This window comes from Paenimyroides baculatum (assembly GCF_008629655.1).
Taxonomy (GTDB): Bacteria; Bacteroidota; Bacteroidia; order Flavobacteriales; family Flavobacteriaceae; genus Flavobacterium; species Flavobacterium baculatum.
The window spans coordinates 244,997-267,471 of the sequence record NZ_VWSG01000004.1 but is presented as its reverse complement, the minus strand read 5'-3'; the positions used below and the strand labels follow the sequence as shown (position 1 = coordinate 267,471).

Sequence of the window (22,475 nt, the reverse complement as noted above, 5' to 3'; positions counted from 1 at the left end):
GTCCTTTACAAAATTCTCTGCTGATTTCTTTTTTGGTGTTGCCATAATTAAAGTTACATTTTTTTATGAAAACACTCCTTTAGTTTCTTTTATAAAATGTCTACTTTTTGCTGACGATTTACAGTACTTGCTGTAAGTGATTCTTCTATTAAAGGTTCAATTCTATCCCAAGTTCCGCCCGCCAGTCCGCAGCCAATTCTGGGCATATGAACGGTAGCATTTTTTTCTGAGGCGAATTCAGCAACCTTTTCAAGTCCTTTTAGTACGGCATCGTATCTAATGGGAGCATTGCCGTTTTCGTCTTTGTTTATTTTATGCTGTCCTATTAAATTCGCTACCCATACATCACCTTCAACCTGCACAAATTGAACCGCACCAAGTGTAAAACCATCTTTTGATTTGTACCACTCTCTGTAATTTTGTTCCGGTTGCTTCCATTTTTTAGAAATAGCCAGTACAAATCCTTTTCCCCAGCCGCCGACATCGTTGCAGATATGTACAATTATTTTATTTCCTTGTGTTGTAGGGGCGGTTGCATCTCCGGTTGTATAATTTATTACTGTCATTATTGTCTTAGTTTATATATGTTGTTTTTTAGTTATTCAATATAGATATATTAAAAAGTCGTTCTCTGTCGCTAATACAATTTCAAAAATCTGTAGACATTTTATTAACTTTCCTTGAACTGCTCGTTATATGCTTTTACATGATGCGGAAATTCTTCTTCAAAGAAAGGATAAGGTACTCCTTCTAAAATTACTTCAAATTCATCGCCATCCATTCCACTAATCTGGTTTCCTAATCCTTTAACTTCAATTCCGTTTTCGTTTGTAATTTTTAAACCCGCAATTGTTCTAGTTGCTATTAATTTGTCTTCTGGGTAGTCATATGCTAATTCTATATTGTTTTCAAAGCAGTATTTATTAAAGAATTTATAGTCTAAATTATTGTCCGTAAAATTTATTAGCCCAAATACAACCCCCATAGGCACATCTGCTTTATCAAGTTCAGTCGTTCCTATTAGTTTACCATCAAGATATATGTTATAAAACTTCATTGTCATTAATAGAAAATTTTTTGGTTAAAGCTGGGTTTTAATTACAATGTTTATTAATTCGTTCTTTTGCATATTCTGCACCGTTTTCCAATGCACTATTCCAATTTTTACAAGCAGCTTTTTTATCTTTAAGGTTAAAATAGGTATTTCCTAAATTAAAATAAGCTTGCTGCTTTCCTTCCGCTTCTAATTTGTCAAGCTTTAATACAGTTTCATAGTCAGCTATTGCACCTTTATAATCTTCATTTTCATCTTTAAGTCCGCCACGGTTTATTAAAGCACTAATAAATTGGGGTGCAATTTCAATTGCCTTGTCATAGTCTTTCAGCGCAGATTTCCATGTGTAGAGCTTGTTTTTAACAATTGCTCTTGAGTAGTAATAATTTGGATCTTTCGAATCAATTTCTATTGCCAACGTCCAGTTAAATATCGATCCGCTTAGATCTCCTTTGCTATAGCATTCTAAACCTTTGTCAAAATAAACGTCCGCTTTTGCAGCGTCTAATATTGGAAATTTTGCATTTTTAGCATCAGCAATTCCGCCATAAGCATCAAATGTAGCGTCAAATTCATAACCACGCTTATACATATCTAACGCCCAGTATAGTAAATTGTCTGCTGTCATCGGAAACTCATTCGTTTCTCCATTTATTTCCCAAAGTTCGTCAGATCTTTGTATCTCTTGAACGGAGTAAGGATAGTGAGTTTTAAGAAATTCACCCAAGTTTATTAGATTTTCTTTTTTGTCTGAAACAAAAGTAAAATCCATTTTTGTCATGGTGTTGTATTTTAGTCCGTTCTTAACCATATTATTAAAAACATCTTCGGCAGCAACCATTTCTTTACCAAATCCGTCAACAAAGTCATCCCAAGTAAAATAATTATTATCCATTTTTTTCTGTCCGTAAGTTGTAAATGTTAATAGTGAAAATACAATTATTAGCAGTCTTTCCATCATTCTAATGTCAGTTATAAAATTTACCAAAATGGCTTTTAGTGGCAGTTTATTCTAAGTTCATCAATTGAAATATCCCAATTATCTTGGTCAAGCCATTTATCCATCAGTACGGTATCGGCTAAATAAATACTGCCCGAAAAATTTTTATTGAAATGGTCTATATTTTCATTATTCTTTTTGGCAGCCTTAATTTCCGACCTTATTTTATATATATCTTCTCTTGTATATTTTAAGCGAGATGTGTTTGCAAATTTAATATTCGAATTTTGAATAATAAATCTAACTAAAATGTCATTCTCTAGTGCCCAACTTAAATTCTCATTAGTATCAACAATAATACATTCACCTTTTGGTAAGTTGTATAAAAAATCAAAGAATTTTTTATTGTTTGATTCATTACCACTCATAGTACCCCAAATTTTATATTCCGTTGGTTTTTCGCCAACTTTTCTAATGGGTATTCCATCAAAGTATGGCTCAAAACTGTTGTCAAGAGTAATAATTCCTTCATTATCTTTAATCACAGAGTATGCAAAGTCAAAAAAGGCATCAACAAACTTAAATTCAGCATTATATTTTGAATCTGCCCTATATGGGTTTCTAATAATTATTTTTGTTGATTTACCATCTGTAAAAAAATAAGTAAGCTTAAAACCACCACCGTCCAAGCCTGAGGTAGATTTTTGAACATCTTTTTCGGGTATATTCTCATTTATAATCTTTTTGAATTTTTCAAAATCTTTAGTTGAGAACTTATAGTTTTTTCGGAAAGATTCTTTGTTAAAGCGGTCAAAACAAACCGCTGTAAACTGACTCTTATTGTAGTTAATAACGTATTTGGTGTCATAAGATTTAAACCAACTAAAAGATAGCTCAATTTTTTTAATTTCTCTTTCCTGTGCACCTGAACTAAATGAAAAGAAAAATAATAGAATTATTAAAGATAATTTCTGCATACTATTACTAAAATAGCCACTAAAAAACCTTCGGAGCCTTATCAAATATACCAAGCACAGATTTAATTTGCTAGTAGGGCATTTTTGTAGAACTGCTGCTAAGTCATCCATAGCTATTAATGTAGAAACAGCAGTACCGCTGCCATTACTTTTACTATTCTTCATAATAATAAGTTCGTGTAAGTCCGTAACCTGTTTGTTTTTTGTTTTCCATTCCCCATTTTTCAAAGTCAGAATGTCCGGAAGCTTTCCAGTCAATATAGTTTCTTACAAGCTCTAAATCTTCTTCCAGTTCGTTCATCCAATATTCTCTTAGTTGCGCTGTAGATAATTTCTGTATTTCTGTTTTTATTTTTTCTCCAAGTTTTATGTATTCAAGTGGTTCTCCAATATATCCCTCTGGTAAATGATGAACTGAATAATAAATGTTGTAAGTCCACCAGCTCAATAGAGTCTGCCTTGCTAAGTCGTCCGTTGGGTTTATTTCTAATGCTTTAAATAAATGATTTTCACTTCGGTAATACTTCCCATACCAACGAAACGGATTGTTGTCTGCGTCTTCATTGTCGCACCACTTTATTAAAGTAGGTTTTACCAACTTATCACTTAATGGCTGCGGAAAACATGCATAATCTGCATCCTGAACATTTTCAAAAAACGGAAATAGAAATTTCAAAAAGTCAATTTTCTTATAAAATGTCCAATCTTCAGTAGATTTAAGGAATTTTTCAAGGTGCTTAAAGGCATCCTTTCTCAACCCTTTTTCTCTGTCAAAACAATAATTCGCATAGTCTGTCCAGTCAGCATTTTTCAAAGCTGCTTTTCCAACTGTTAACAAGGCTGTGTTTTGATCTTTTGCTATCATTGGTACTATCGTGTTGTAATTGACTTTAACTTATATTATTTACGAATATAATAACTTTTCCCAATTCTCTAATTCCCCATTCCCTAACAAAAACACAATACATACAATCCACACGAATCAAAAAGCGGTATTTAAGCTTTAAGCAGCCTGTCCCGAGTATCGGGAAGCGTCAAAACGGTGCAGTTGTCGTTAAAACACATCGGCTGGTCGGTGAGCCTGTCGAACCGCGATGGGTTAGACAACAAACAAGATTTTGACTGTTTAAAGTTTGACCGCAAAAAAAAAAGATTTTTATTCAAGCGTTACTATTTTGTTTTAGTTATCATGATTACTTCGCCTTAATCTTTTACAGTAACAGATCTATTCAGCTAGGCTCGTAGTTGATACTTGTTATCTCTAAAAATCGTCAGATTCACGGCTTCCAAGCTGTAAGATAATACCTGGACGTAAAGTACAGAGAAACCGAAATGTATCAATCGTGAATCCCATCGAAAATTACTTATTAATTTTATCAAATTGCATCCTCTGTTACATAACGATAAATTGATTTGAATTTATTATAAAAACTTAAATTATTAACATTTTTTTAATAATTTAGATTGCGTTTTAAAACAGACGATAATGAAAAGAAAAATACTATTCGCAATATTAATAATAGGCTTTAACGGATTGGCACAGAATAAGTATAAGGTGGTGTACGACTATGAAACAGATATCACATCTTATTACAAACTGTCTAAAAATAATACTGTTCTGGATACCATTATTAAGCCTAAATTTAAAAAGAACAGCCTTATTGAAATTCAGTTGAAAAATGTAAACCCTTTTGCAGTGGAAGTTACGGCCGATGTAAAAGAAAATAAAATTCATAAAACAGGCGGCGGTTTTAATTTTGGCTCCTTATTGAGTGGTTTTGGGGGAATGGCTGGTGGCGATCTAAAGCTTAATCCGCAGAACCTGCCTGCAGACGAAAAGGTGTTTTCAAGGGGAAAAAGCCGTGGAGCATCAGATTTGCAAGGACTGAATGATATAATTACAAGTGTTAATGCCATAAAAAGTTCATTGCGTGCAGATATGTCCAATCCAAACATGAACAAAGAAAAAATTATGGAAAACCTTAAAGCGCTTGCTGCGAAAATAGACGATGCAAGGTTGAGCGACCCTAACGAAAACTTTTATCTGTTCTTAACAACGCTGGACAGGATTGTTCTTGAATATAAACTTAAGATTGATTCGGAAATCAATACCATGTTTGCAGAAGCTGATTCGGCAACGGTTACAGGATCTTCTGTGTCAAGGGGCGAAACCGCTTCTGCCTATAAAACGTTGCAGGCGGCACAAAGTAACCTGGAAGAGTCTGCTGTAAAGACTGCAGGTGATATTAGTGATATTGGAAGTCTTTACAAGTCTTTGGAAGCTTCGTCTTTTACCGTAACTTACGATTATCAACTTTCGGCAGACAACATGGATATGCAGTTGAAGTTTAAACCTTCTGAATTTTCTGCACAGAAAGTTAATGATTCGTCTACTAATATTAAAACACGAAATATAAAGCTGTTTTCAACTGGCGGTTTCAATATCAATACAAGTGTTGCACTGGTAATGACGAATTTCGGATCCAAATCAAATGATTATTATATTGATTCAGATGGAATAATTCAGGCTGAAAAAAACGACTATTTTGTCCCAAGTCTGGGAGCTATGGTTAATTTCTACCCCATGATTACGGAAAGTTTCAATTTAGGCGGAAGTTTCGGATTGGGTATTCCCATCATGGATGAAATTAAAGGAATAAACTTTTTAATTGGTCCGGCAATTTTTCTGGGCAGTTCTAACAGGGTTTCTTTAACAGGCGGTATTGCTTTTGGTCCTGTGACTAAAATAACTAACGGACTTAAAGTGGGCGAAACTACCGATGTGGGCAGTTTGGACAACTATAAAAAAACGGTATATGATTTTGGGTACTTCTTTGGAATGTCTTTTAGTATTTTCGACTTAAATTAAAAATGGTGAAAAGAATAATTTTATTATTTGTCATGTTTTTCTGCATACAGCTGTCTGCAGCAGAAAAATACGCTTTGATTATTGCCATAGGCGATTATCCGGCGAAAGGAGGGTGGAGTACCATAAGTTCTAAAAACGATGTCCCTTTAATTAAGGGTGCTTTGTTGGGGCAGGGGTTTAAAGAAGGAAATATAAAGATATTAATAGACAGTGAAGCTACCAAAAAAGGAATTGTTGAAGCCGTTACGGCGATACAGTCACAAATTAAAAAAGGCGATATTTTGGTAGTTCATTATTCGGGACACGGCCAACAGGTATTCGACGATAACGGAGATGAGGTTGACGGATTGGATGAAGCTATTGTTCCGTACGATGCTTACGTTAAATACACCCATAATTATAAAGGCGAAAATCACGTGCGCGATGACGAATTGGCTAACATTATTGCCAATTTTAGAAATAAGTTAGGTAAAGACGGACAACTTTTAATTACACTAGACAGCTGTCATTCGGGTTCTGCAACCCGTGGTCAGAAAGCAAGAGGGGGGCAGGTGGCTCTGGTTCCACCAGATTGGCAAAAATCGGCTGGAGATAAGAAAAGTGGAAGCGGCCTTTTAGAAAGAACCAAAGTAAGTAAAGATGATGCATCACCTTTCATTATGATTTCAGGAGCATCTGCAGACGAATTGAATTATGAATATAACGGAGTAGGATCTTTAAGTTTTGCTTTTTCAAAGTCCATGAATGAACTGGGGTCTGATTTTACCTACCGTCAGCTTTTTTCTAATATTACCTCTAATATGAACGCAATTGCACCAAAACAAAAACCAACGATTGAAGGTGATATTGATTACAAATTGTTTAAAGGAGATTACGTAAAGCAGCAGCCTTATTTTGAAGTAACTAAGATTGTTAGAAATAACGAAATTATAAACATTAATGCAGGCGAAGTTAATAGGATTTTTAAGGAAACAACCATCTTCGTTCTTCCTTCGGGAACTTCAAAAATAGAGGAATCTAAAATTTTAGCAAAAGGTAAGGTAACACTTTCCAAATTTGGTGAAGCTGTAGTGTTATTGGATAAACCTTTGAAAGATGACAATATAAAAAAATATTGGGTCTTTATAGACCAGCCTTCTTACAGCGATATTGCTGTGAAGGTATATTTTGACAAATCGGTTACAGATGTAAACGTGAAAAATGAAATTGCAGACTTTTTAAAGAAAAACAATCTGGGTGAAACAACTGCCGAAATTGCCCTTTCAGACGTTATTGTTGATTTTGATAATGCATCATATAGAATAAGTTATACAAAAGGAGACGATGCCTTCGGAAGTTTATCTGCTGCTCGCGGTGATGCCGCGCAAGAAATTAAAACAAAGATTTTTAATTATGCCCAGGGAACATATCTTAAAAATTTAAGTGTAAAGAACAACAGCTATGAATTTGAATTTAAATTGCTTCCTATAGCGTTTGATCAGGCAACAGAAACATTCGGAGATATATTGCCTGAAACTAACTATATAAATGAAACAGGTATATTTAAAGTAAAACCTGAAAATGATTTTGTGGTATTACAAGTAGCGAATAAAAGTAAAAAGCCTTTGTACATAAGTATTGTGGAAATTAATACAGCCGGAGAAATCAATCCGTTTTTTCCAAATAACGACTGTAAACTTAATAACAATGAAAGAATGCTGGCTCCGGGACAGACAATGATTTTTAAAGATTGCGTTTATTCTTTCTCACCGCCTTATGAACGACTCCTTTTAAAGGGCTTTGCGTCTGATAAACCGCTTAACTTTCAGTCAACAGTTACCACTCGGGGTGAAAAAAAAGGCTACAGTAATCCGCTGGAAAACTTTTTAAATGCATCCTACCAGCAAACCAGAGGCGGATCAGCAACGGCAGTTTCTGGAAATTTAGATGGCTATAGTTCAGAATTTGTGTACGAAATTGTAAAAAAGTAGGGCATTATTTTTTGAACGGGTAGAAATATTATGGTTGTAAGTTGTAAATTTCAATTAAGCACATGTTAGCAATGAAGAAAAATTATACACTTTTGTTTTTCATTTTAGGTGTTTTTTTGTCCTATGCACAAACCATAGAAAAAGCAGACTCTGTTTTTTTTAAGGGCGAAGGCGAATATTATAAAAAAAACTATTTAAATGCACTAGCGTATTATAAAGAGGCACTGCGCAGCGAAATGCTTTGTGAAAACCCTAGAGAGGATCAGTTACTGCTTTGTTACAACCTTATTCTGCAGGCTACTGTAAAAAGTGAAGATATAAGTTATACGCAAACCGTTGAGAACTGTCAACTGGCTGTCGGTTTTTTTAAAAGTAGAAATACAATAGAACTTGTTAATGTTTATAATATCGGCACTGCACTTCAAAAATTTCCATATTCTGCAGAAAATCAGCAAATCTATAAAGATTTGAAAATACTGATGGAACAGTCAGCAATGACAAACAGTGAACTGTACTTAATGGTCAGTGCTAATATCAAAGATGATAACCTAAATATAGAAGCGAATCATACATCGCAAAACGTGGAAGAGATGCTAAACACAGCAGACTCCTTTTATCTTCAGCAGAAATACGAAGCAGCTTTCGCAGCTTATGAAAAGGTAATTGATTTTTTGGTTAAATCAAAAAAAACAGAAGACATACTGTACCTGAATGCGTATCATAAAATAGGTGTAATTTTAACGTTTATAGGTAATTACCATAAGGCAGATCATTACCTTACAACGGTGAAAGAACTATTGGAAAAACAAAATAAAGGCGCTACCGTATTTTATGCAGATAATGCTGTTAAGCTTTCAGAAGTGCTTTTGTATGGTTTCGGAAACAGATGGTATGCAAAAGAACTGTATCTTAAAGCAATGGATATCTATGAGAAGGAGCTGACTAAAAATGATCCCAAATATATTGAAGCCTTGTTGGGTATGGCAAATATTCATTTGGTTTACAACGAATTGGATATGGCTGAACCTTATATTTATGAAGCAACCCGCTTGATTCAAAATAACGAAAACAGTTCCAATGAACTAAATTATATGTTGAGTACGGTTTATTTAAAGATACATGATTATGAGAAAGCGCTACCTCTTCAATTAAAAATAATAAAAAAAATTGAGGAAAAGGTAGGTAGAAAACATAGGCTTTATACAGATGCACTTGGAAATGTTGCTCTGATTTACTGGAAAATCGGGAAAATTCCCGAAGCACGGCTTGCTTATCAGCAGGTAACGGAAAACCTTATTTCAGAAATAAAACAAACGGGTTTACTGCTTTCAGAAGATAATAGGGAAAGTTTGGTTTCTTCACTGGTATTGCAACTCCAGAATCCTATTCGTTTTTTTGTGGAAGATTATACAAGGAACAAGCAGGCAGCTGCAAATCTTTATGATATTCAGCTTAACATTAAAGAGGCTGCATTGTATTCTCAGAAAAACATAAAAAATAAAATAAAAGGTAGTGGTAACGCTACTTTGTTAAAATGGTATGAGCAACTTACGGCAGAAAAGAAAATTATAGCCGTAGAAATGTCAAAACCGCTTAATCTCCAAAAAGAACTTAACTCTGCTCATGAAAAGATAAAAGAGCTTGAAAATAAAATTCTTGCTGAATTACAAAGCGGTAAAAACGAACCAGAAGTAATTGTATCTTCTAAGTTGATTAAGGAAAGCTTGAAAGAGGATGAGGTAGCAATGGAATTTTTTACTTTCAGCGAAAACGAAAATAACAATGAATCCCAAGTTCAGTATCAGGTTCTTATTCTAAGTAAGAATAGTGAATTTCCGGTTCTTGTAAGCCTTTTTAATCAAGAACAGATAAACGCTGCTTTATTTAACAACAACAGTAAGGTTGCAACAGAACAATTATACAGGGGCTCTATTGTAGCAAAAACAGGTGCCGATACTTCAGCAGTTCTGTATAATATGCTGTGGAAACCTCTGGAAAAAGAGCTCAAAAATATTCATAAGATAAGTTATTCGCCGGCAGGGTTGTTACACAGGGTTGCGTTTGCGGCAATCTTACAGCCCGATAATAAAAATATTTCAGATAAATACAGGTTAAGGCAGTTGTCTTCAACTGTAAGAATTAAAGATGAAGTAGAGAATGTTTCTATTGAAAGCATAGCCCTTTTTGGTGGTATAGATTATAATGCTGAAAGTGGCGAAACAAAAACTGATAAAAACAGATGGGCTTACTTGCCGGGAACTTTGTCTGAAGTTGAAAGAATTCAGGAAAGATCGGCAAAATATTCAAAAGTTAAAATGTTTACGGGTAAAAATGCAACTAAAGAGCATTTCGAGAAACTTAACGGCAGCTTTTCTCCGGATATTTTGCATATTGCTACTCACGGATTTTATTTTGCAGGAACAAACAAAAATAATTTAGAACATTTGTACCTCGAATTGGATAACACAAGTGTTATAAAGTGGGATAGTAATCCCATGAACAGATCAGGTCTGTTGTTCGCCGGTGCAAATGTTACATGGCAGCAGTCTTTTACAGGTACAAATGATAACAACAAGGTCAATTTTAAAAAAGGAACAGGAATTTTAACGGCTTATGAAGTTGGTTCCATGTTTTTTCCTAATACAGAACTTGTAGTTCTTTCAGCTTGTGAAACAGCGCTTGGAGACATTGCAGAAAATGAAGGTGTTTTTGGTTTGCAGAGAGCTTTTAAATCTGCCGGCGTAAAATACCTGTTAATAAGCTTGTGGGAAATTCCCGATAAGGAAACAGCAGAATTTATGGATAAATTCTACGAGAATCTTTTTACATTACAAAACATTGAAAACAGCTTTAGTAGTGCCCAAAAATACATGAAGACTGCCTACCCGGAACATCCGGACAAATGGGCAGCTTTTGTACTCATTAAGTAATGCGGGTATTCAAAAAAATAACAGGAACCGTTTTAAATGGTTCCTGTTATTTTATTACCAGATATGAATGTTCGCATTTTTATTTATTTCTCTTAAATCGGGTACTTGTTTGCCGTTGGTAATGTCAATAACTTCTTTATACAGTTCGTTTATAAAGCTGTCATTTAAAGGAACAGCTGTTCGCGTTTGTTCTTCATTCAGCATAAAGGTAGCTAAACTGCCGCCCATTTTATGCTTCATGATTTTTATATACGATGCAGTAAATGCACCGTTGCCCCAGTCTTTATGTTCCTGCGCCAGATCCCCTCCAGATGAAGCAGAGATTATCGTAATGCCGCTGTTTGATAAGAAATCCTCAAATAAAGTTGAAACCACATCAGAAACTTTGTATTTTGGGGCAGACCCTGATACAATCTTTAAGCCCCTGTCTCCCTGATTGTGGGGTTTATTGGTACTTGCTTTAGTGGTATCTTCTTCCAAATCAATCGTTTTACCAGAGTGGCAGGTGTCCATAAGTAAAAGCTTGTTTTTAGAAGGTGATTTCTGTAGACTTTTAACGATGGTCTCAAATGAAACGCCATTTCTGTGTACATTTTCAAAGTCCATGTCATATGGCGCATAATAGTAGTTGTTCTTGCTGTCTAAAACTCCGTGTCCCGCTAAAAATAGCATTACCTGATCATTAGCACTCGCTTTGCTGAAAAATACCTGTAGTTTCTGCTGAATGCTTTCATAAGTACTTTTTTCATTGGTCAGGTATTCCATATAAATAGTACCAAATGTATGTGGCAGAACATTTTCAAGAATTTTGTCAGAATCATTAAAAACGGTTTCAGAAAGCAAACCTTCATCTTCCCTTATGTAGTAATAAGATTTGCCGTTGTTAACTATGCCGTCGCTGACCTTGTAGTCTTTAGCAAATGTATGTGATTTTAGGATCTTGCCGCTGAAGTTGTAATAGGTTAGTTTTTTTTCAGCAGAATCTTGAATGTTTTCCAATATATAAAACTGATTGTTATCAGAATCTGCCGAAACTTCATAGTTATACTGATTTGATATTGCGATAGGCAGACGGTTAGGTATTAGTTCTTTTTCTTGTAAATTCAAGTAAAAAAGTCCGTCAGTGGTACTGAAAAATACGTATTTTCCATCAGCTGATGCAGTTTTGAATTCTTTGTTAGCAAGCCATAAAGAATCAGTTGCGGTACTTCCGTCTGCCTTTAGGTCTTTAATTTTTGTAAAATAGCCGGTAGATGAAAGTGTATAGGTATGCTCGGCTTTATCCGATTTGAAATTTCCAGTTGAAATTTTCAGTTCTTTTTCATTGTTATTAAAATACAGCCATCTGTCGTTTTTTAGTACCGTGAAATTTTCTTTTTTCGGCTCAAAGGCAAGCAGTGCAGGGGTGAATTTTTTTGAATGGAACAAATATTCAAATAAATGTTCTTTTCCTTTTAGGTAAAAACCAGTATTGTCTGGTTTTGCAAAAATCTGCACGTTCGTATCATTTGTAAAGCCTGTTTGTTCTGTAGCGGGAATGTTAACAGAATCAACAGCACCGGTTGTATAATCCCAGATGGTGTAGGTACCGTTTAGGTTTTCAAGCCACATGGTTCCTGCTGTATTTAAAAGGTACTTTTGCCCGCTGCTTTTGTATGTGCCCTGATAATGGCTTATTGTTCCCAGAAGTTCGTTCTCCTGATTGTAAAGTCTGAATTTTTCCCCGAAAAACTTATCATTGTACGCATGTAGTTGTTCAGCGTTTAGATTTCCGTAAATTTTAGCTATGTCTATGGCATCTTTGTCAGAAAAAGTAAGATTGTATGATTTGTCCTGATAATCAGAAACTCCTATAGAAAGCAGGTACAGATCCGGTTTTTTGCTATCCGTTATCTTGTTTAAATCGGTATTCGCAGCAACGGGTTTATAATCAATAACGTCATCAAGCGCTATGTTGTCTTTTCTTAGGTGTAGTGCTTTTGTAAGCGCCGTAAGGTAGTTTTCATTGGGCGTATCAAACAGTTCAAGTATTTTTACCGGATTAAAATAATCTTTAGTAATCTTACTTGTAGGTATTTTAATCCCTTTTTCAAAAACCGTTAAATAGCTGTCTGCATTTGTATTACTGAAATAATTGTTCTGTGTATCGTAAAATATATGGGTTTTACTGTCTGGGTGCAGCATGAATCCCAATGGTTTCATTGTTTCTGTACTGTAAATGGCAATTTTTCCGTCGTTGAAAGAAACCATAAATTTAGAAGCATCTTTATTGAACGAAACAGTTTGCGGAAAATGAGATTTGTTAAACCCAAGTGCCTTTCCGTTAACAGCCAGCCCTGCATTATCTGTTATAAAAGCAAAGTTGTTGTTTATATTGCTTATACTGTTTATAACTACACACGGTGTTTCAGTAACAGTTGCTGTGTCGTTTTTTACTTCTATAAATAAGCTCTCTTTATTACATGGGTTTTCCGTAATAGTGTGATAGCTGTTGCTAACAATAAAAAACGAACGGTCTGTACTGTGCAAATTATAACTTCCTTTGATAAGCTGTCTGGAAAATATAACTTTTAAATCGGTTGTTTTTTTTATTTCAATCAGATCTTCACTGTTTATTGTAAGTATATAATTTCCGTCATTAGAAAATTTACCGAATTTGTATTTACCTGCTATCGGAATAATTTTATCATCCTTTACAAACTCAAGATTAATAGTTGGGGTATGTCCGTTATTGGTGTAAAAATCATTGCTTAACAGTAAGGTTTTTTTTTCGTGATTGTAGTCCTGAAGAGTGCTGAAATTAAGTGGGGCATCAGTTATCTGTATATGTTTGTCTTTAACTAAATCATAATAAAAATAGGCTGTATTATCAGATCCGTTCTTATCTTTTCCGTAGTAAACAGTAATGCTGTTGTTGTTATATAGTTTTCCTAAACTTAAACCAGATTCGTCGCCTCTTAAATTATTTGTATGAAAGCGGTTGTTGAATGTTCCTGTCTCAAAATATTTATAAAGTACATCGTCTCTGTCTCCTTGTTTGTAAACAACCCAACTGTTATCCGGTAGAAAAGCACTCGAATAAAAATTGCCTGACGTTTCGGGAAATGTGCCAGTAATATTTTTGGTGCTATAGTTATAAACCGATAGGTCTTTAACGTTTTTAAAATTACTGCCGTTTACAAAAATTATTTCCTTGCGATCAGTATTAACAACAGCGTTGGATGCGCCTGTGTATAAATCTGCAATATCATGAGAAAAACCGTTTTTATCTCTCAAAATAATTAAAGGTTTAATAGGGTACAATCCGTCGGTTATCGTTATAATATGCAGATCTTTATCGTATGTGCAGATAACTTTTGCAGAGGTCTCGGCAAAATGTTTAACTGTGTAAACAGGTGCTTTAAACGATCCGGAATTTAAGTTGTACAATGCAATATTGCCTGAATCTTTTTCGGTTGTTATGGCAAACAAATCATGAGAATATTTATCAAAAAACAACGAGATAATTTCTTTGTTTTCAGGAATACTAATTGTATTTATTACATTGTTCGTTTTTAAGCCAAGGGTAATAATCTCTTTTTTTAGTGGTGGCAAGTACGATAATTTCTCTAAATTGTGCGAAATGCTTATGTGCTTCGGCGGTATAATTCCCAATCCTGCAACTGTTGCTATAGTGTTTAAATCAAGGTCGTATAGTGTAAATCCGTATTGTGATGAATCGTTATATAAGGTTCCGAAATAATTATCAGCGTCCAGGTTTGTAATTTGAAATGAAAGCTGCTGTTTGGTTAGTGGAATGGTTTCAAAATACAGGTTTTTTAGCAGTAGGGAATCATATTCTGCCTTAAAACTGTCTTGAAATCTTTGGGACATAAGTAGAAGTGAATCTTTTTTAACAGGTTGCAGTCCCGAAATCGGTATGCCGCCCGGTGGTTTTAAAGTTCTTTCAAAATCAATATTTTTTGCATCGAACATTAGAACTTTTCCGTCGTAATCACTTGTTATAATATGCTTTTTGTCATGTGTTAGCTTTATATCCTCTATTGTTACAGAATGATAGTCTTTGAATTCTATAGCGTAACTTTTATCTGTTTGGGCACAGCAAATCTGACTAAAAAAAATAATCAAAAATAATGCAGTGGCTGTTTTACATAGACAAGTCAGCATGAATCCTATTTTATAATTTTTTCAATGGTCGAAGCGCCGTCCTTTATTATTGCATTTTTGTTGTCGCTTAAAATGTCTGGAAGTTTGTTTATGTATTTGCTTTTGCTTCCTTCATATTCCCTTACCTGTACGTTTACCTTTACTACACCGAACTGTTGGTTGTCTTCTATTTCCGACGTGATTGGAATATCGTAATACCAAGGCGATTTAAGTGATTCTTTAATTTGGTTTTCCATACCGTATTTTAGATTCTTGAAATCGTATTCTTGTTCAATCAGTACATTTTTGTTGGGTGAACCATCTGTATTTCTCCACTGTCCTTCAATTTGTACAGATACCACGGCATTCAGGTTTTCGTCTTTATAAACTCTTGTTTTGGAAAATAGAATTCTTAAATCGTTAAAACTTAAACGACTTACGCCAGGGTTTTCGGGATCCGTTTCAATGCCTATTACCGCATGGAAATTAAGTAGGTCGTCTTCCTTTTCCCTGATTACGTCTTCTATTTTAAGAACAGCATCCGTTCCTCTTGTTTTAGGTAGCTTTGTTATTTCGTCTCGAATAGTTACTATTAGATTCGATTTGTCTTCATCATCAACTTTTTTTGCAAATTTCTTAATGTGTATTTCATTATAAGTTTTCTCTACTTTACCTAAATCGGTATTGTAATAATTATTAACAGAAAGAGACTGCGAATAGGAACTGGTTAATGATTGTGTTGTTTTTTCGGTTAAATATTTCGCTCCCAGAAATAAGCCCTGAAGACCAATTTCAAGAGCACCTCCTCTGGAAGCTGGTTTTTTAAGTTCAACGACAAATTCCTCGTCCGCTTTAATATGGGAACGCTTGTGCGTAGAGCACGAAATAAAAATACATGATAAGGCTAAAATAGAAAGTAGTTTTTGTTTCATCACTTAACGGTTTAGTTGTGAAATAAAGATAATAAAAAATAGAACTGTTGTGTGTTTGTACAGTAATATTTGTTGCGTACTAAAAAAGATTAAAAGGATACAATGTTAAGCTGTCATCACCCACATCCTTAAATCACCAAATCAAGATTGTTTTTAGATTTAAAAGATTCACACATAAAGTCAAATCAATTTATAATAAGCCAACAGGTATATGTAGTTTTATTTAAGTATCCCGCGGGTTTTATTTACAAAACAGTTGCTACACTAATTGAAAGAATTAGTGAAACTAAATTTGTTTATTATTTTAAAATGGATAATCGTAAAAATTCTCCAAAACCTCACACCCAACACGTCAACACCTCAACACTTAAACACTTCAACGATTCAACACCTCAACGGTCAAAAAATTCTTCAAGTAATAATCTGTGCATCTGTGAAAAAAATCCTTCCAACGGTGCCTGAGGTTCTCGAAGGCACACCCAACACCCAGCATCCGTCACATAAACACCTCAATACCTCAACGATTCGACAAATCAACACTTCAACACGTCAACACTTCAACGATTCAACACCTCAACGGTTCATCAATTGATCAAGTCATAATCTGTGCATCTGTGGAAAAAATCAAGCAAAACAAAAGTTATCAAGTTTACACCGACACCTCAACGATTCAACAGTTCAACAAATCAACAACTCATCCGGTAACATCCAACACTCCACACCCAGCATCCGTCACATAAACAAATCAACAGTTAACCGAATCAACCACAGATCACAGCCATTCTATCAACTAGTCACAAAACATCATGTATTTCCTATTTCATGTATTTTTGTCTTAGTTTACGTTATTACCAGTATAAAGTGTAAATTTGCACACCTAATTTTAAACTAATGAAAAAAACACTTTTATTTTTAGTACTATTTTCGGCATCTATAATTTCCTGTAATAATGATGAAATTGTACAGGTGCAAAATGCAAAGTTAAAAGTAAAATCGGTACTAACAGCCGATGGGCTTACTGAATATACTTATGGAAGTAATGGATTTGTCTCAAAGATGAGTTTCAGTAGCGAGCATCTGGATATGTATAGTGAGGTAATTTACAAATATGAACAAAACAAGCTGGTTCAAATACAGATATATACCAATAATCTGCTTTTTAGCACACAGGAGTACTTTTATAAAAATGACGCACTTGTCAGATCAACTTATGAGGAGGAAGGGCAGGAAGGTTCATCCTCAATCGAATACTTGTATAATAATGTCGGAGAACTTCAGGAGTCATTAGGTTTCTCTGGTAGCGAAAAGGTTGCTACAACCAAATACGAATACTTCAACGGTAACTTGCAGTCTGAACATACTAAAACAATATATGGTACAGAATATGGCGCATCTTATAAGTATGATGATAAGGTGAATTTCTTAACCTATACGTTTCCAAAAGAATATCTGGTTATTAGCAAACAGGGTAAAAACAATGTTATTACAGACGGTGAAAGCTTTGCTTATTACTACAAATACAATAGTGATAATTATCCCATAGAACAACAAACAGGTTCATTTACAAACATTATCACCTATTTTTAAACAAAACAATTATTAGCTAGTGTTTCTCTATGTTACTATAGTATAAATTTTATATTCAGTAGTGTTAATAAAGATAATATATCACAAAGTATATAATTGAATTAATAAAGACGAACAAATGTTCGTCTTTATTAATTCAAGCTATTTCAATAACTTTAAGCATTCTCAGTATTTTCTGACATTAGGAAAAATTTATACTGCGGCTTCACCTATATTCCCCATTCCCTCATTCCGGCCAGTGAGCCTGCGGTCACTGAGCCCGTCGAAGTGTCGAAGGCACACCCAACACCCAGCATCCGTCACATAAACGATTAAACAGTTAAACAGGTCTTGTCCCGAGCCATCGGGATCAACATTTTATTCCTCAATCCTGATCGATTCAATAATCTTTTCAAAAAGCTTGCTGTTATCTTCTTTTTCTGAATCCATAAAGGTAATCTGATAAAAAGAATCATTTACAGGTACGGCATATACCATAATTTTAACCTTTTCTTGTCCGTTGTTGGCTGTTAATGTGTAATCGCACATGGCAAAAACACACTGCTTGCCATCTATATATTTAACGGTTGGTTGTTCTATGAACTTAAAGTCAGGAAAAATATCCTTCATACCCGAAAAACTTCTTTCAATACTTTTCTTAAAATCCTCAAAAGACGCTGCGCCGTTATTTTTCAATACAATCTTAATGGTAGGTATTACACCATGTCTGCTGTTAATGGGGTATTTAAAAAAGGTTACCACCTGATAGGTACCTTTATGGGTATCAATAAGCTTTTTTAAAGTTGCTTTGTCAAGCTTAATGTGTTCTTCCAGATTTTGAACGGTCTCACCTTCCTCAGCAACAATCCATTTGTTAGGTTGGTTTATAGAAAAGCCTAATCGTTCGTTTTTAAAAGTGGTTTGTGCATTACAAATATTGTAAACAAAAAGAAGCGAAATAAGTATGATGTTTTTCATTGTATGTGTTTTCAGTTATTAATTAAACATTAGTTTGCCCCAGAAGTAACCTTCATTTCTTTCAAAATTCTTCCTAACGCACCTGCAGTTCCGTCTTTAACCGTACGTTCGGCAGCAGGAAAAGTCATATACGAATTTCCCATGTGTGTATTGTGTTTTGTATGCAGTAGCAATGTACCATCTGTATTGTAGTACTGCATTTCAACTTCCGTATCCTCGCTAACACCAATAGGGATAAACATACTACTGTACTGCACATTCAAAAATTTCAACTGTGTTAACAACATTCCATCAACGTTGTGCTCAATGCAAAGCTCTTTAATCCTGTTACTTTATGCGGTGTCAAATCCTTCAAAACCTTCAACGTAAATTTTGGTCGATGCTATGTTATGTTTCTCCAGCAGCTCGGTAGTTGTAAGGTCGTATACACGCGTACTTCCCTTTACAATCTTTTCCATGATTTCTTCATTGGCTACCTGACTGAAACCTATACGCACAGGTTTAGATATTTTTGCTTCATTTCTATAAAGGGTGTTTGTTCCCATAGCACCGCAACCGGTTAAAAATAAAGTAAGTAGCAAGGCGGTAATAAACTTAAAGTAGTTTTTCATAAATGTACTGTTTAGTGGGTGCAATATAGCATAAAATAAAATTATTGAGATTGGTATATCTGATGGAGTTTAAAAACAATATTGTGTTATTTCATATCTCCTCATAAATTCCCCATTCCCTAACAAAAACACAATAAATACAACCCACACGAATTCAAAGCGTCATTGGTATCAAATCGACAGTTAAATTGTTGAAACAAGCGTAAACTAATCGGGCTAGCTTTGCTACGTTTCGATTAGTTAGCTTGTAAGACATTATTTAACCGATTTTAGACCGAGACGAGACCAAAAAGAAAAGACTTTTGGTTCTTTTAGTCATAAAAGAACAGAGAAACCGAAAGGTATCAATCACTAACAACGGAGATCCCAAAGCCAAATATTTCTACCACTATAATATACATCAATTCAATATACAGTATTTAGTAAAGTCATTTAAAAAAAATAAGAACCAGTATTATAAATTTTATTAAGTCGCTTAAATACTAAACTTAATTTTTTCCAAATTTTGTTTGTAATTCAAATATCAAACTTGTTCTATTATTACCATTCAATTATATCTGTATATTGCTGATCTCTGTAATCAGGAAAATCCCGGATTTTCATTAGATCTAATGTGGAGGTATCTAACTGCCATATTGCAGATCTTGCAGACCAGGGATCAGTTAAAATTTCAACCGTATTTTTTGAATTGGTTCGCAACGAATGAATCCACTGAAATTCATCTGATTTTATAATGCTAATTCTTTCTTTAGTCCAAACTGTTAAATGATCACCTCCAATTAATACCCACTTATTTTCACTGTCAATCAAGCCACAGCTGGCATTTCCGTAAAACTCTTCTTCGTACAAAACGCTGTTTAATTTATCAGTCAAAAAAACACGTTCATGCTGATAGGTGAGGGTAAGTTCGGAATTTTGATAGAGAATGTTCATTTAATTTATGCTTAAAAATATTCATTACAGTATTGTTTATATTTCTGTTGCTTACTATTCTTTTTAATGTGTATTAATTATTTTCAAGTAGCTGTTCTATAATTTTGTCACTGATTTTTCGAGCATCCGTGATTGATTTTTTATTTTTTAATTCCAGGTAGTATGCACCATAAATTAATTGTTGATCAATGTTTACTAAATTTAAAACAATTATTGTGATATAGTTTGGTTGTGAAGGAAACTGTTTCATTAAGAAAATTGCTGTTTGACATCTGTCACTTATTTTGTATTTGTCTAGCAATAAAAATTCTCTTGGCTTCAAAAACGAATGATCTACTTGAATATTTTCCCACGCTTCATGAATAGTCATTCTTTGTATTTTGAGCTTTTCTGTCTGAATGATCAAGATTTCTTCTAGATCAGAATCTTCGATAATTATTTGTCGATCATCTTTTCTTGAATATATAACAAAATAATCTTCTAGATTTTCTTTGTTATTTTCAAAATTATCAATTGTCATGGATTCAGGAAAATAAGCTGCATGCAGTTCAGTAAGGCTGTCAATAGATACCTGTCTTAACCACCTTAATACACTTGGATGATCTTTTAACTCATTACGCTTATCAAGTACGGGAATTGTTAGTTCAATATCCCTAACTACTTCTTTCTGGCTTCCTTTTAGTTCATTTTTAGTAGTACATGTTGTAAAACACAAAAACAACATTATTAATGGATAGTATTTTTTCACTGATGAATTTTTATATAGTTTTTAAATTAAACTTATAATTTCTTAATTAAAATTAATTCATAGCTATCATTAGTCAAAAAATAATTCTTTAACGTAAGATATTTCTGCTATTGAAAGGTCAAAGTTTAGTGTGTTGCTTTTATGCAGCGGACTATCAATACCTGACACCATGTTATTCTGAAATTTTTTCAAATGAAGTACGTTGAATTCGTTCCTAAAAAGGGTCTGTGTTTGGCTGTTTATGTCTAGTATGCCAATTTGTTGCTTCCTGTTCCGTGTCCACACCGGTAAAGCAAGGCAGTCTCCCGCTTCATTCCATATAATCGGTCCGCCGGCATGGTCACATATTTTTATTTTTCTGCTTCCCAAAATCAAATAACATATACCCTTAAGGGGTCCTCCCATAGCAATTTCAGAAAGTTCGCTGAAGGTTACACTGTATTTCCCGTTGGGTGCTACCATATTTTTATCTGTATTGGAAAAGTTCCAAGGATCCGGGTACATATTATTCATAGTTGGGTGTCTTTTATAAATTTGTAATTTCGCTGTGATTTATTCAATACTCTTCATAAATATAGATTTCGGTTACTTTCTGTTTTGGAATTTCAACTTTCCAGTTCGCGCTGGTGTATGTTGAAGAATCTACTTCAAAACACAGTCCTTTTAGGTTAGAAAATACTAACTGGTCTTCGTCACCCTCAACCATATCGCCGAAAACTGTTTCAAAATCTTTTACCACACTTCCCAATCCAAGTTCATTGTAAACAGTTCCTTTATAATTATTAAGTAAACCTATCTGCGTAAGTTGGTCTTGCTCAAAAAATAATATAACTTCTTCCGTGTAATATTTGTAGAGTGAAAGATTTTTTACATACTCGTTAACAATTTCAGTAACGGTGAATAAATTAAGAACTTCCTTACTCACGTCATTTTTCTGCATGCCTAGCATAAAACCTGCTGCACTTTTACCTGCAACTATAGGCGCATTCAGATCTATTTTATGTACTTTTCCACTCATAAATGATAAGGTTTTAAAACGGTAGTTTAAAGAATCTATTAGCAGTTATATCTCTAATCTTGGTATTCTTTTAATGGCTTGTAATTGCTGTATCTAACATATATGTTGTCAGGATCAATTATTTCTTTTGTAATTAGTTTTTCGTTTCCATCAGCATCTGTTTCATATATTGTTCTATGGCTGTCATTATGTACGCTTGCAAATTGTATCAGACTGTCTTTTTTAATTTTTGCAAAAACGGTTGATGTTCCTCCATGAACTAAAAAGGCATCAATACAGTCCAATTCTTTATTGTAGCGCATGTTGGGATAGTCTTCTGAATTTAAAATCGAAATCAGTTCCTGTTTGTAGTCATCATAAATAAAAAGCCTCCTAACTTCGTTAGCACCTCGCGCAGCTTGTGCCGAGATAAACGTAACATCGTTTAAACCGTCATTGTTGTAGTCGGAAATGTCCGGCATCATACTCATTAATGCATTACATTCATACAAATAGGTGTTTTGCAGATACCAGCGGTACGGTGCTTTTGTATAGAATTTCACAATTACGTATGTGTCTCCAAAAACGCGGTGCTTTATAAGTTCCAGCTTGTTTTTACCTTTTACGCCTATAGTCAAACTGTCCGTAAAAATTTCTATAAGTTCTGTTTTCAAATTTACAGTATCTGCAGCTGCGGCATTATTGTAAGTATTTTCCAAAAAAGAGTCTTTCTCTAGTACGTTGTTTGATATGCGTGGTGAACATGAAAAAATGATAACTGAAAAAATTAGACTAATCACTTTCATAAAGATTGATTTTAATAT

General features: G+C 34.2%; 19 protein-coding genes. 4 read left to right on the top strand and 15 right to left on the bottom strand.

Annotation, left to right across the window (positions count from 1 at the left end; translation table 11 throughout):
* Positions 1 to 89: 89 nt before the first annotated feature.
* The 5 genes from F0460_RS07625 to F0460_RS07605 form a co-directional block, all read right to left on the bottom strand.
* Positions 90 to 566: a macro domain-containing protein gene (locus F0460_RS07625; RefSeq protein WP_150011870.1), complete on the bottom strand. Its 477-nt coding sequence runs from the start codon at positions 564 to 566 to the stop codon at positions 90 to 92.
* Positions 567 to 670: 104 nt separating this feature from the next.
* Entirely contained in the window at positions 671 to 985 is a 315-nt protein-coding gene (locus tag F0460_RS07620; RefSeq protein ID WP_150011868.1) for a hypothetical protein, read from the bottom strand.
* 109 nt (positions 986 to 1,094) lie between these two features.
* On the bottom strand, positions 1,095 to 2,015 hold the full coding sequence (locus F0460_RS07615) for a tetratricopeptide repeat protein (protein ID WP_150011866.1): 921 nt from the start codon (positions 2,013 to 2,015) through the stop codon (positions 1,095 to 1,097).
* A 35-nt stretch (positions 2,016 to 2,050) separates the two neighbouring features.
* Complete coding sequence (locus F0460_RS07610; protein WP_150011864.1) at positions 2,051 to 3,136, bottom strand: hypothetical protein; 1,086 nt, start codon at positions 3,134 to 3,136, stop codon at positions 2,051 to 2,053.
* Positions 3,126 to 3,836, bottom strand: coding sequence for a hypothetical protein (locus tag F0460_RS07605; protein ID WP_150011862.1), 711 nt, complete (start codon positions 3,834 to 3,836; stop codon positions 3,126 to 3,128). The genes F0460_RS07610 and F0460_RS07605 overlap by 11 nt, the downstream gene beginning before the upstream one ends.
* Positions 3,837 to 4,457: 621 nt before the next feature.
* Here F0460_RS07605 and F0460_RS07600 point away from each other — a divergent pair.
* From F0460_RS07600 to F0460_RS07590, 3 genes are all read left to right on the top strand, one after another.
* A complete protein-coding gene (locus tag F0460_RS07600) occupies positions 4,458 to 5,840 on the top strand; it encodes a hypothetical protein (RefSeq protein WP_150011860.1) in 1,383 nt (460 codons plus the stop codon).
* Positions 5,841 to 5,842: 2 nt separating this feature from the next.
* Positions 5,843 to 7,810 carry a caspase family protein gene (locus F0460_RS07595; protein WP_150011858.1) on the top strand — a complete coding sequence of 656 codons (1,968 nt, stop codon included), beginning with the start codon at positions 5,843 to 5,845 and terminating at the stop codon, positions 7,808 to 7,810.
* 71 nt (positions 7,811 to 7,881) lie between these two features.
* Positions 7,882 to 10,740 carry a CHAT domain-containing protein gene (locus tag F0460_RS07590; protein ID WP_190304120.1) on the top strand — a complete coding sequence of 953 codons (2,859 nt, stop codon included), beginning with the start codon at positions 7,882 to 7,884 and terminating at the stop codon, positions 10,738 to 10,740.
* A 54-nt stretch (positions 10,741 to 10,794) separates the two neighbouring features.
* Here F0460_RS07590 and F0460_RS07585 read toward each other — a convergent pair whose 3' ends face one another.
* Together F0460_RS07585 and F0460_RS07580 are read right to left on the bottom strand one after the other, a co-directional pair.
* Positions 10,795 to 14,907 carry a caspase family protein gene (locus F0460_RS07585; protein ID WP_150011854.1) on the bottom strand — a complete coding sequence of 1,371 codons (4,113 nt, stop codon included), beginning with the start codon at positions 14,905 to 14,907 and terminating at the stop codon, positions 10,795 to 10,797.
* A 5-nt stretch (positions 14,908 to 14,912) separates the two neighbouring features.
* Positions 14,913 to 15,818, bottom strand: coding sequence for a hypothetical protein (locus F0460_RS07580; protein WP_150011852.1), 906 nt, complete (start codon positions 15,816 to 15,818; stop codon positions 14,913 to 14,915).
* An 891-nt stretch (positions 15,819 to 16,709) separates the two neighbouring features.
* On the opposite strand from F0460_RS07580, the gene F0460_RS07575 reads away from it, so the two are divergent.
* Positions 16,710 to 17,405, top strand: coding sequence for a hypothetical protein (locus F0460_RS07575; protein WP_150011850.1), 696 nt, complete (start codon positions 16,710 to 16,712; stop codon positions 17,403 to 17,405).
* Between the two features lie 357 nt (positions 17,406 to 17,762).
* Here F0460_RS07575 and F0460_RS07570 read toward each other — a convergent pair whose 3' ends face one another.
* From F0460_RS07570 to F0460_RS07535, 8 genes are all read right to left on the bottom strand, one after another.
* A complete protein-coding gene (locus F0460_RS07570; protein ID WP_150011848.1) occupies positions 17,763 to 18,362 on the bottom strand; it encodes a PsbP-related protein in 600 nt (199 codons plus the stop codon).
* 29 nt (positions 18,363 to 18,391) lie between these two features.
* Complete coding sequence (locus F0460_RS07565) at positions 18,392 to 18,649, bottom strand: hypothetical protein (RefSeq protein ID WP_150011846.1); 258 nt, start codon at positions 18,647 to 18,649, stop codon at positions 18,392 to 18,394.
* 45 nt (positions 18,650 to 18,694) lie between these two features.
* Positions 18,695 to 18,973 (bottom strand): hypothetical protein, encoded by a 279-nt coding sequence (locus F0460_RS07560; protein ID WP_150011844.1) that lies wholly within the window; start codon positions 18,971 to 18,973, stop codon positions 18,695 to 18,697.
* A 540-nt stretch (positions 18,974 to 19,513) separates the two neighbouring features.
* On the bottom strand, positions 19,514 to 19,906 hold the full coding sequence (locus F0460_RS07555) for a hypothetical protein (RefSeq protein ID WP_150011842.1): 393 nt from the start codon (positions 19,904 to 19,906) through the stop codon (positions 19,514 to 19,516).
* Between the two features lie 73 nt (positions 19,907 to 19,979).
* A complete protein-coding gene (locus tag F0460_RS07550) occupies positions 19,980 to 20,654 on the bottom strand; it encodes a hypothetical protein (RefSeq protein ID WP_150011840.1) in 675 nt (224 codons plus the stop codon).
* A 69-nt stretch (positions 20,655 to 20,723) separates the two neighbouring features.
* A complete protein-coding gene (locus F0460_RS07545; RefSeq protein WP_223810787.1) occupies positions 20,724 to 21,158 on the bottom strand; it encodes a hypothetical protein in 435 nt (144 codons plus the stop codon).
* Between the two features lie 52 nt (positions 21,159 to 21,210).
* Positions 21,211 to 21,672 (bottom strand): hypothetical protein, encoded by a 462-nt coding sequence (locus tag F0460_RS07540; RefSeq protein ID WP_150011836.1) that lies wholly within the window; start codon positions 21,670 to 21,672, stop codon positions 21,211 to 21,213.
* 53 nt (positions 21,673 to 21,725) lie between these two features.
* Positions 21,726 to 22,457 carry a hypothetical protein gene (locus F0460_RS07535; RefSeq protein WP_150011834.1) on the bottom strand — a complete coding sequence of 244 codons (732 nt, stop codon included), beginning with the start codon at positions 22,455 to 22,457 and terminating at the stop codon, positions 21,726 to 21,728.
* Between the last annotated feature and the right edge of the window lie 18 nt (positions 22,458 to 22,475).

What these genes read in the sequence shown, in the direction of transcription:
- F0460_RS07560 (WP_150011844.1), bottom strand. Translation starts at nt 18,973, where the DNA reads ATGAAAAACTACTTTAAGTTTATTACCGCCTTGCTACTTACTTTATTT.
- F0460_RS07615 (WP_150011866.1), bottom strand. Translation starts at nt 2,015, where the DNA reads ATGATGGAAAGACTGCTAATAATTGTATTTTCACTATTAACATTTACA.
- F0460_RS07565 (WP_150011846.1), bottom strand. Translation starts at nt 18,649, where the DNA reads ATGTTGTTAACACAGTTGAAATTTTTGAATGTGCAGTACAGTAGTATG.
- F0460_RS07555 (WP_150011842.1), bottom strand. Translation starts at nt 19,906, where the DNA reads ATGAACATTCTCTATCAAAATTCCGAACTTACCCTCACCTATCAGCAT.
- F0460_RS07625 (WP_150011870.1), bottom strand. Translation starts at nt 566, where the DNA reads ATGACAGTAATAAATTATACAACCGGAGATGCAACCGCCCCTACAACA.
- F0460_RS07610 (WP_150011864.1), bottom strand. Translation starts at nt 3,136, where the DNA reads ATGAAGAATAGTAAAAGTAATGGCAGCGGTACTGCTGTTTCTACATTA.
- F0460_RS07590 (WP_190304120.1), top strand. Translation starts at nt 7,882, where the DNA reads ATGAAGAAAAATTATACACTTTTGTTTTTCATTTTAGGTGTTTTTTTG.
- F0460_RS07540 (WP_150011836.1), bottom strand. Translation starts at nt 21,672, where the DNA reads ATGAGTGGAAAAGTACATAAAATAGATCTGAATGCGCCTATAGTTGCA.
- F0460_RS07595 (WP_150011858.1), top strand. Translation starts at nt 5,843, where the DNA reads ATGGTGAAAAGAATAATTTTATTATTTGTCATGTTTTTCTGCATACAG.
- F0460_RS07620 (WP_150011868.1), bottom strand. Translation starts at nt 985, where the DNA reads ATGGGGGTTGTATTTGGGCTAATAAATTTTACGGACAATAATTTAGAC.
- F0460_RS07585 (WP_150011854.1), bottom strand. Translation starts at nt 14,907, where the DNA reads ATGCTGACTTGTCTATGTAAAACAGCCACTGCATTATTTTTGATTATT.
- F0460_RS07545 (WP_223810787.1), bottom strand. Translation starts at nt 21,158, where the DNA reads ATGTACCCGGATCCTTGGAACTTTTCCAATACAGATAAAAATATGGTA.
- F0460_RS07600 (WP_150011860.1), top strand. Translation starts at nt 4,458, where the DNA reads ATGAAAAGAAAAATACTATTCGCAATATTAATAATAGGCTTTAACGGA.
- F0460_RS07535 (WP_150011834.1), bottom strand. Translation starts at nt 22,457, where the DNA reads ATGAAAGTGATTAGTCTAATTTTTTCAGTTATCATTTTTTCATGTTCA.
- F0460_RS07580 (WP_150011852.1), bottom strand. Translation starts at nt 15,818, where the DNA reads ATGAAACAAAAACTACTTTCTATTTTAGCCTTATCATGTATTTTTATT.
- F0460_RS07575 (WP_150011850.1), top strand. Translation starts at nt 16,710, where the DNA reads ATGAAAAAAACACTTTTATTTTTAGTACTATTTTCGGCATCTATAATT.
- F0460_RS07605 (WP_150011862.1), bottom strand. Translation starts at nt 3,836, where the DNA reads ATGATAGCAAAAGATCAAAACACAGCCTTGTTAACAGTTGGAAAAGCA.
- F0460_RS07570 (WP_150011848.1), bottom strand. Translation starts at nt 18,362, where the DNA reads ATGAAAAACATCATACTTATTTCGCTTCTTTTTGTTTACAATATTTGT.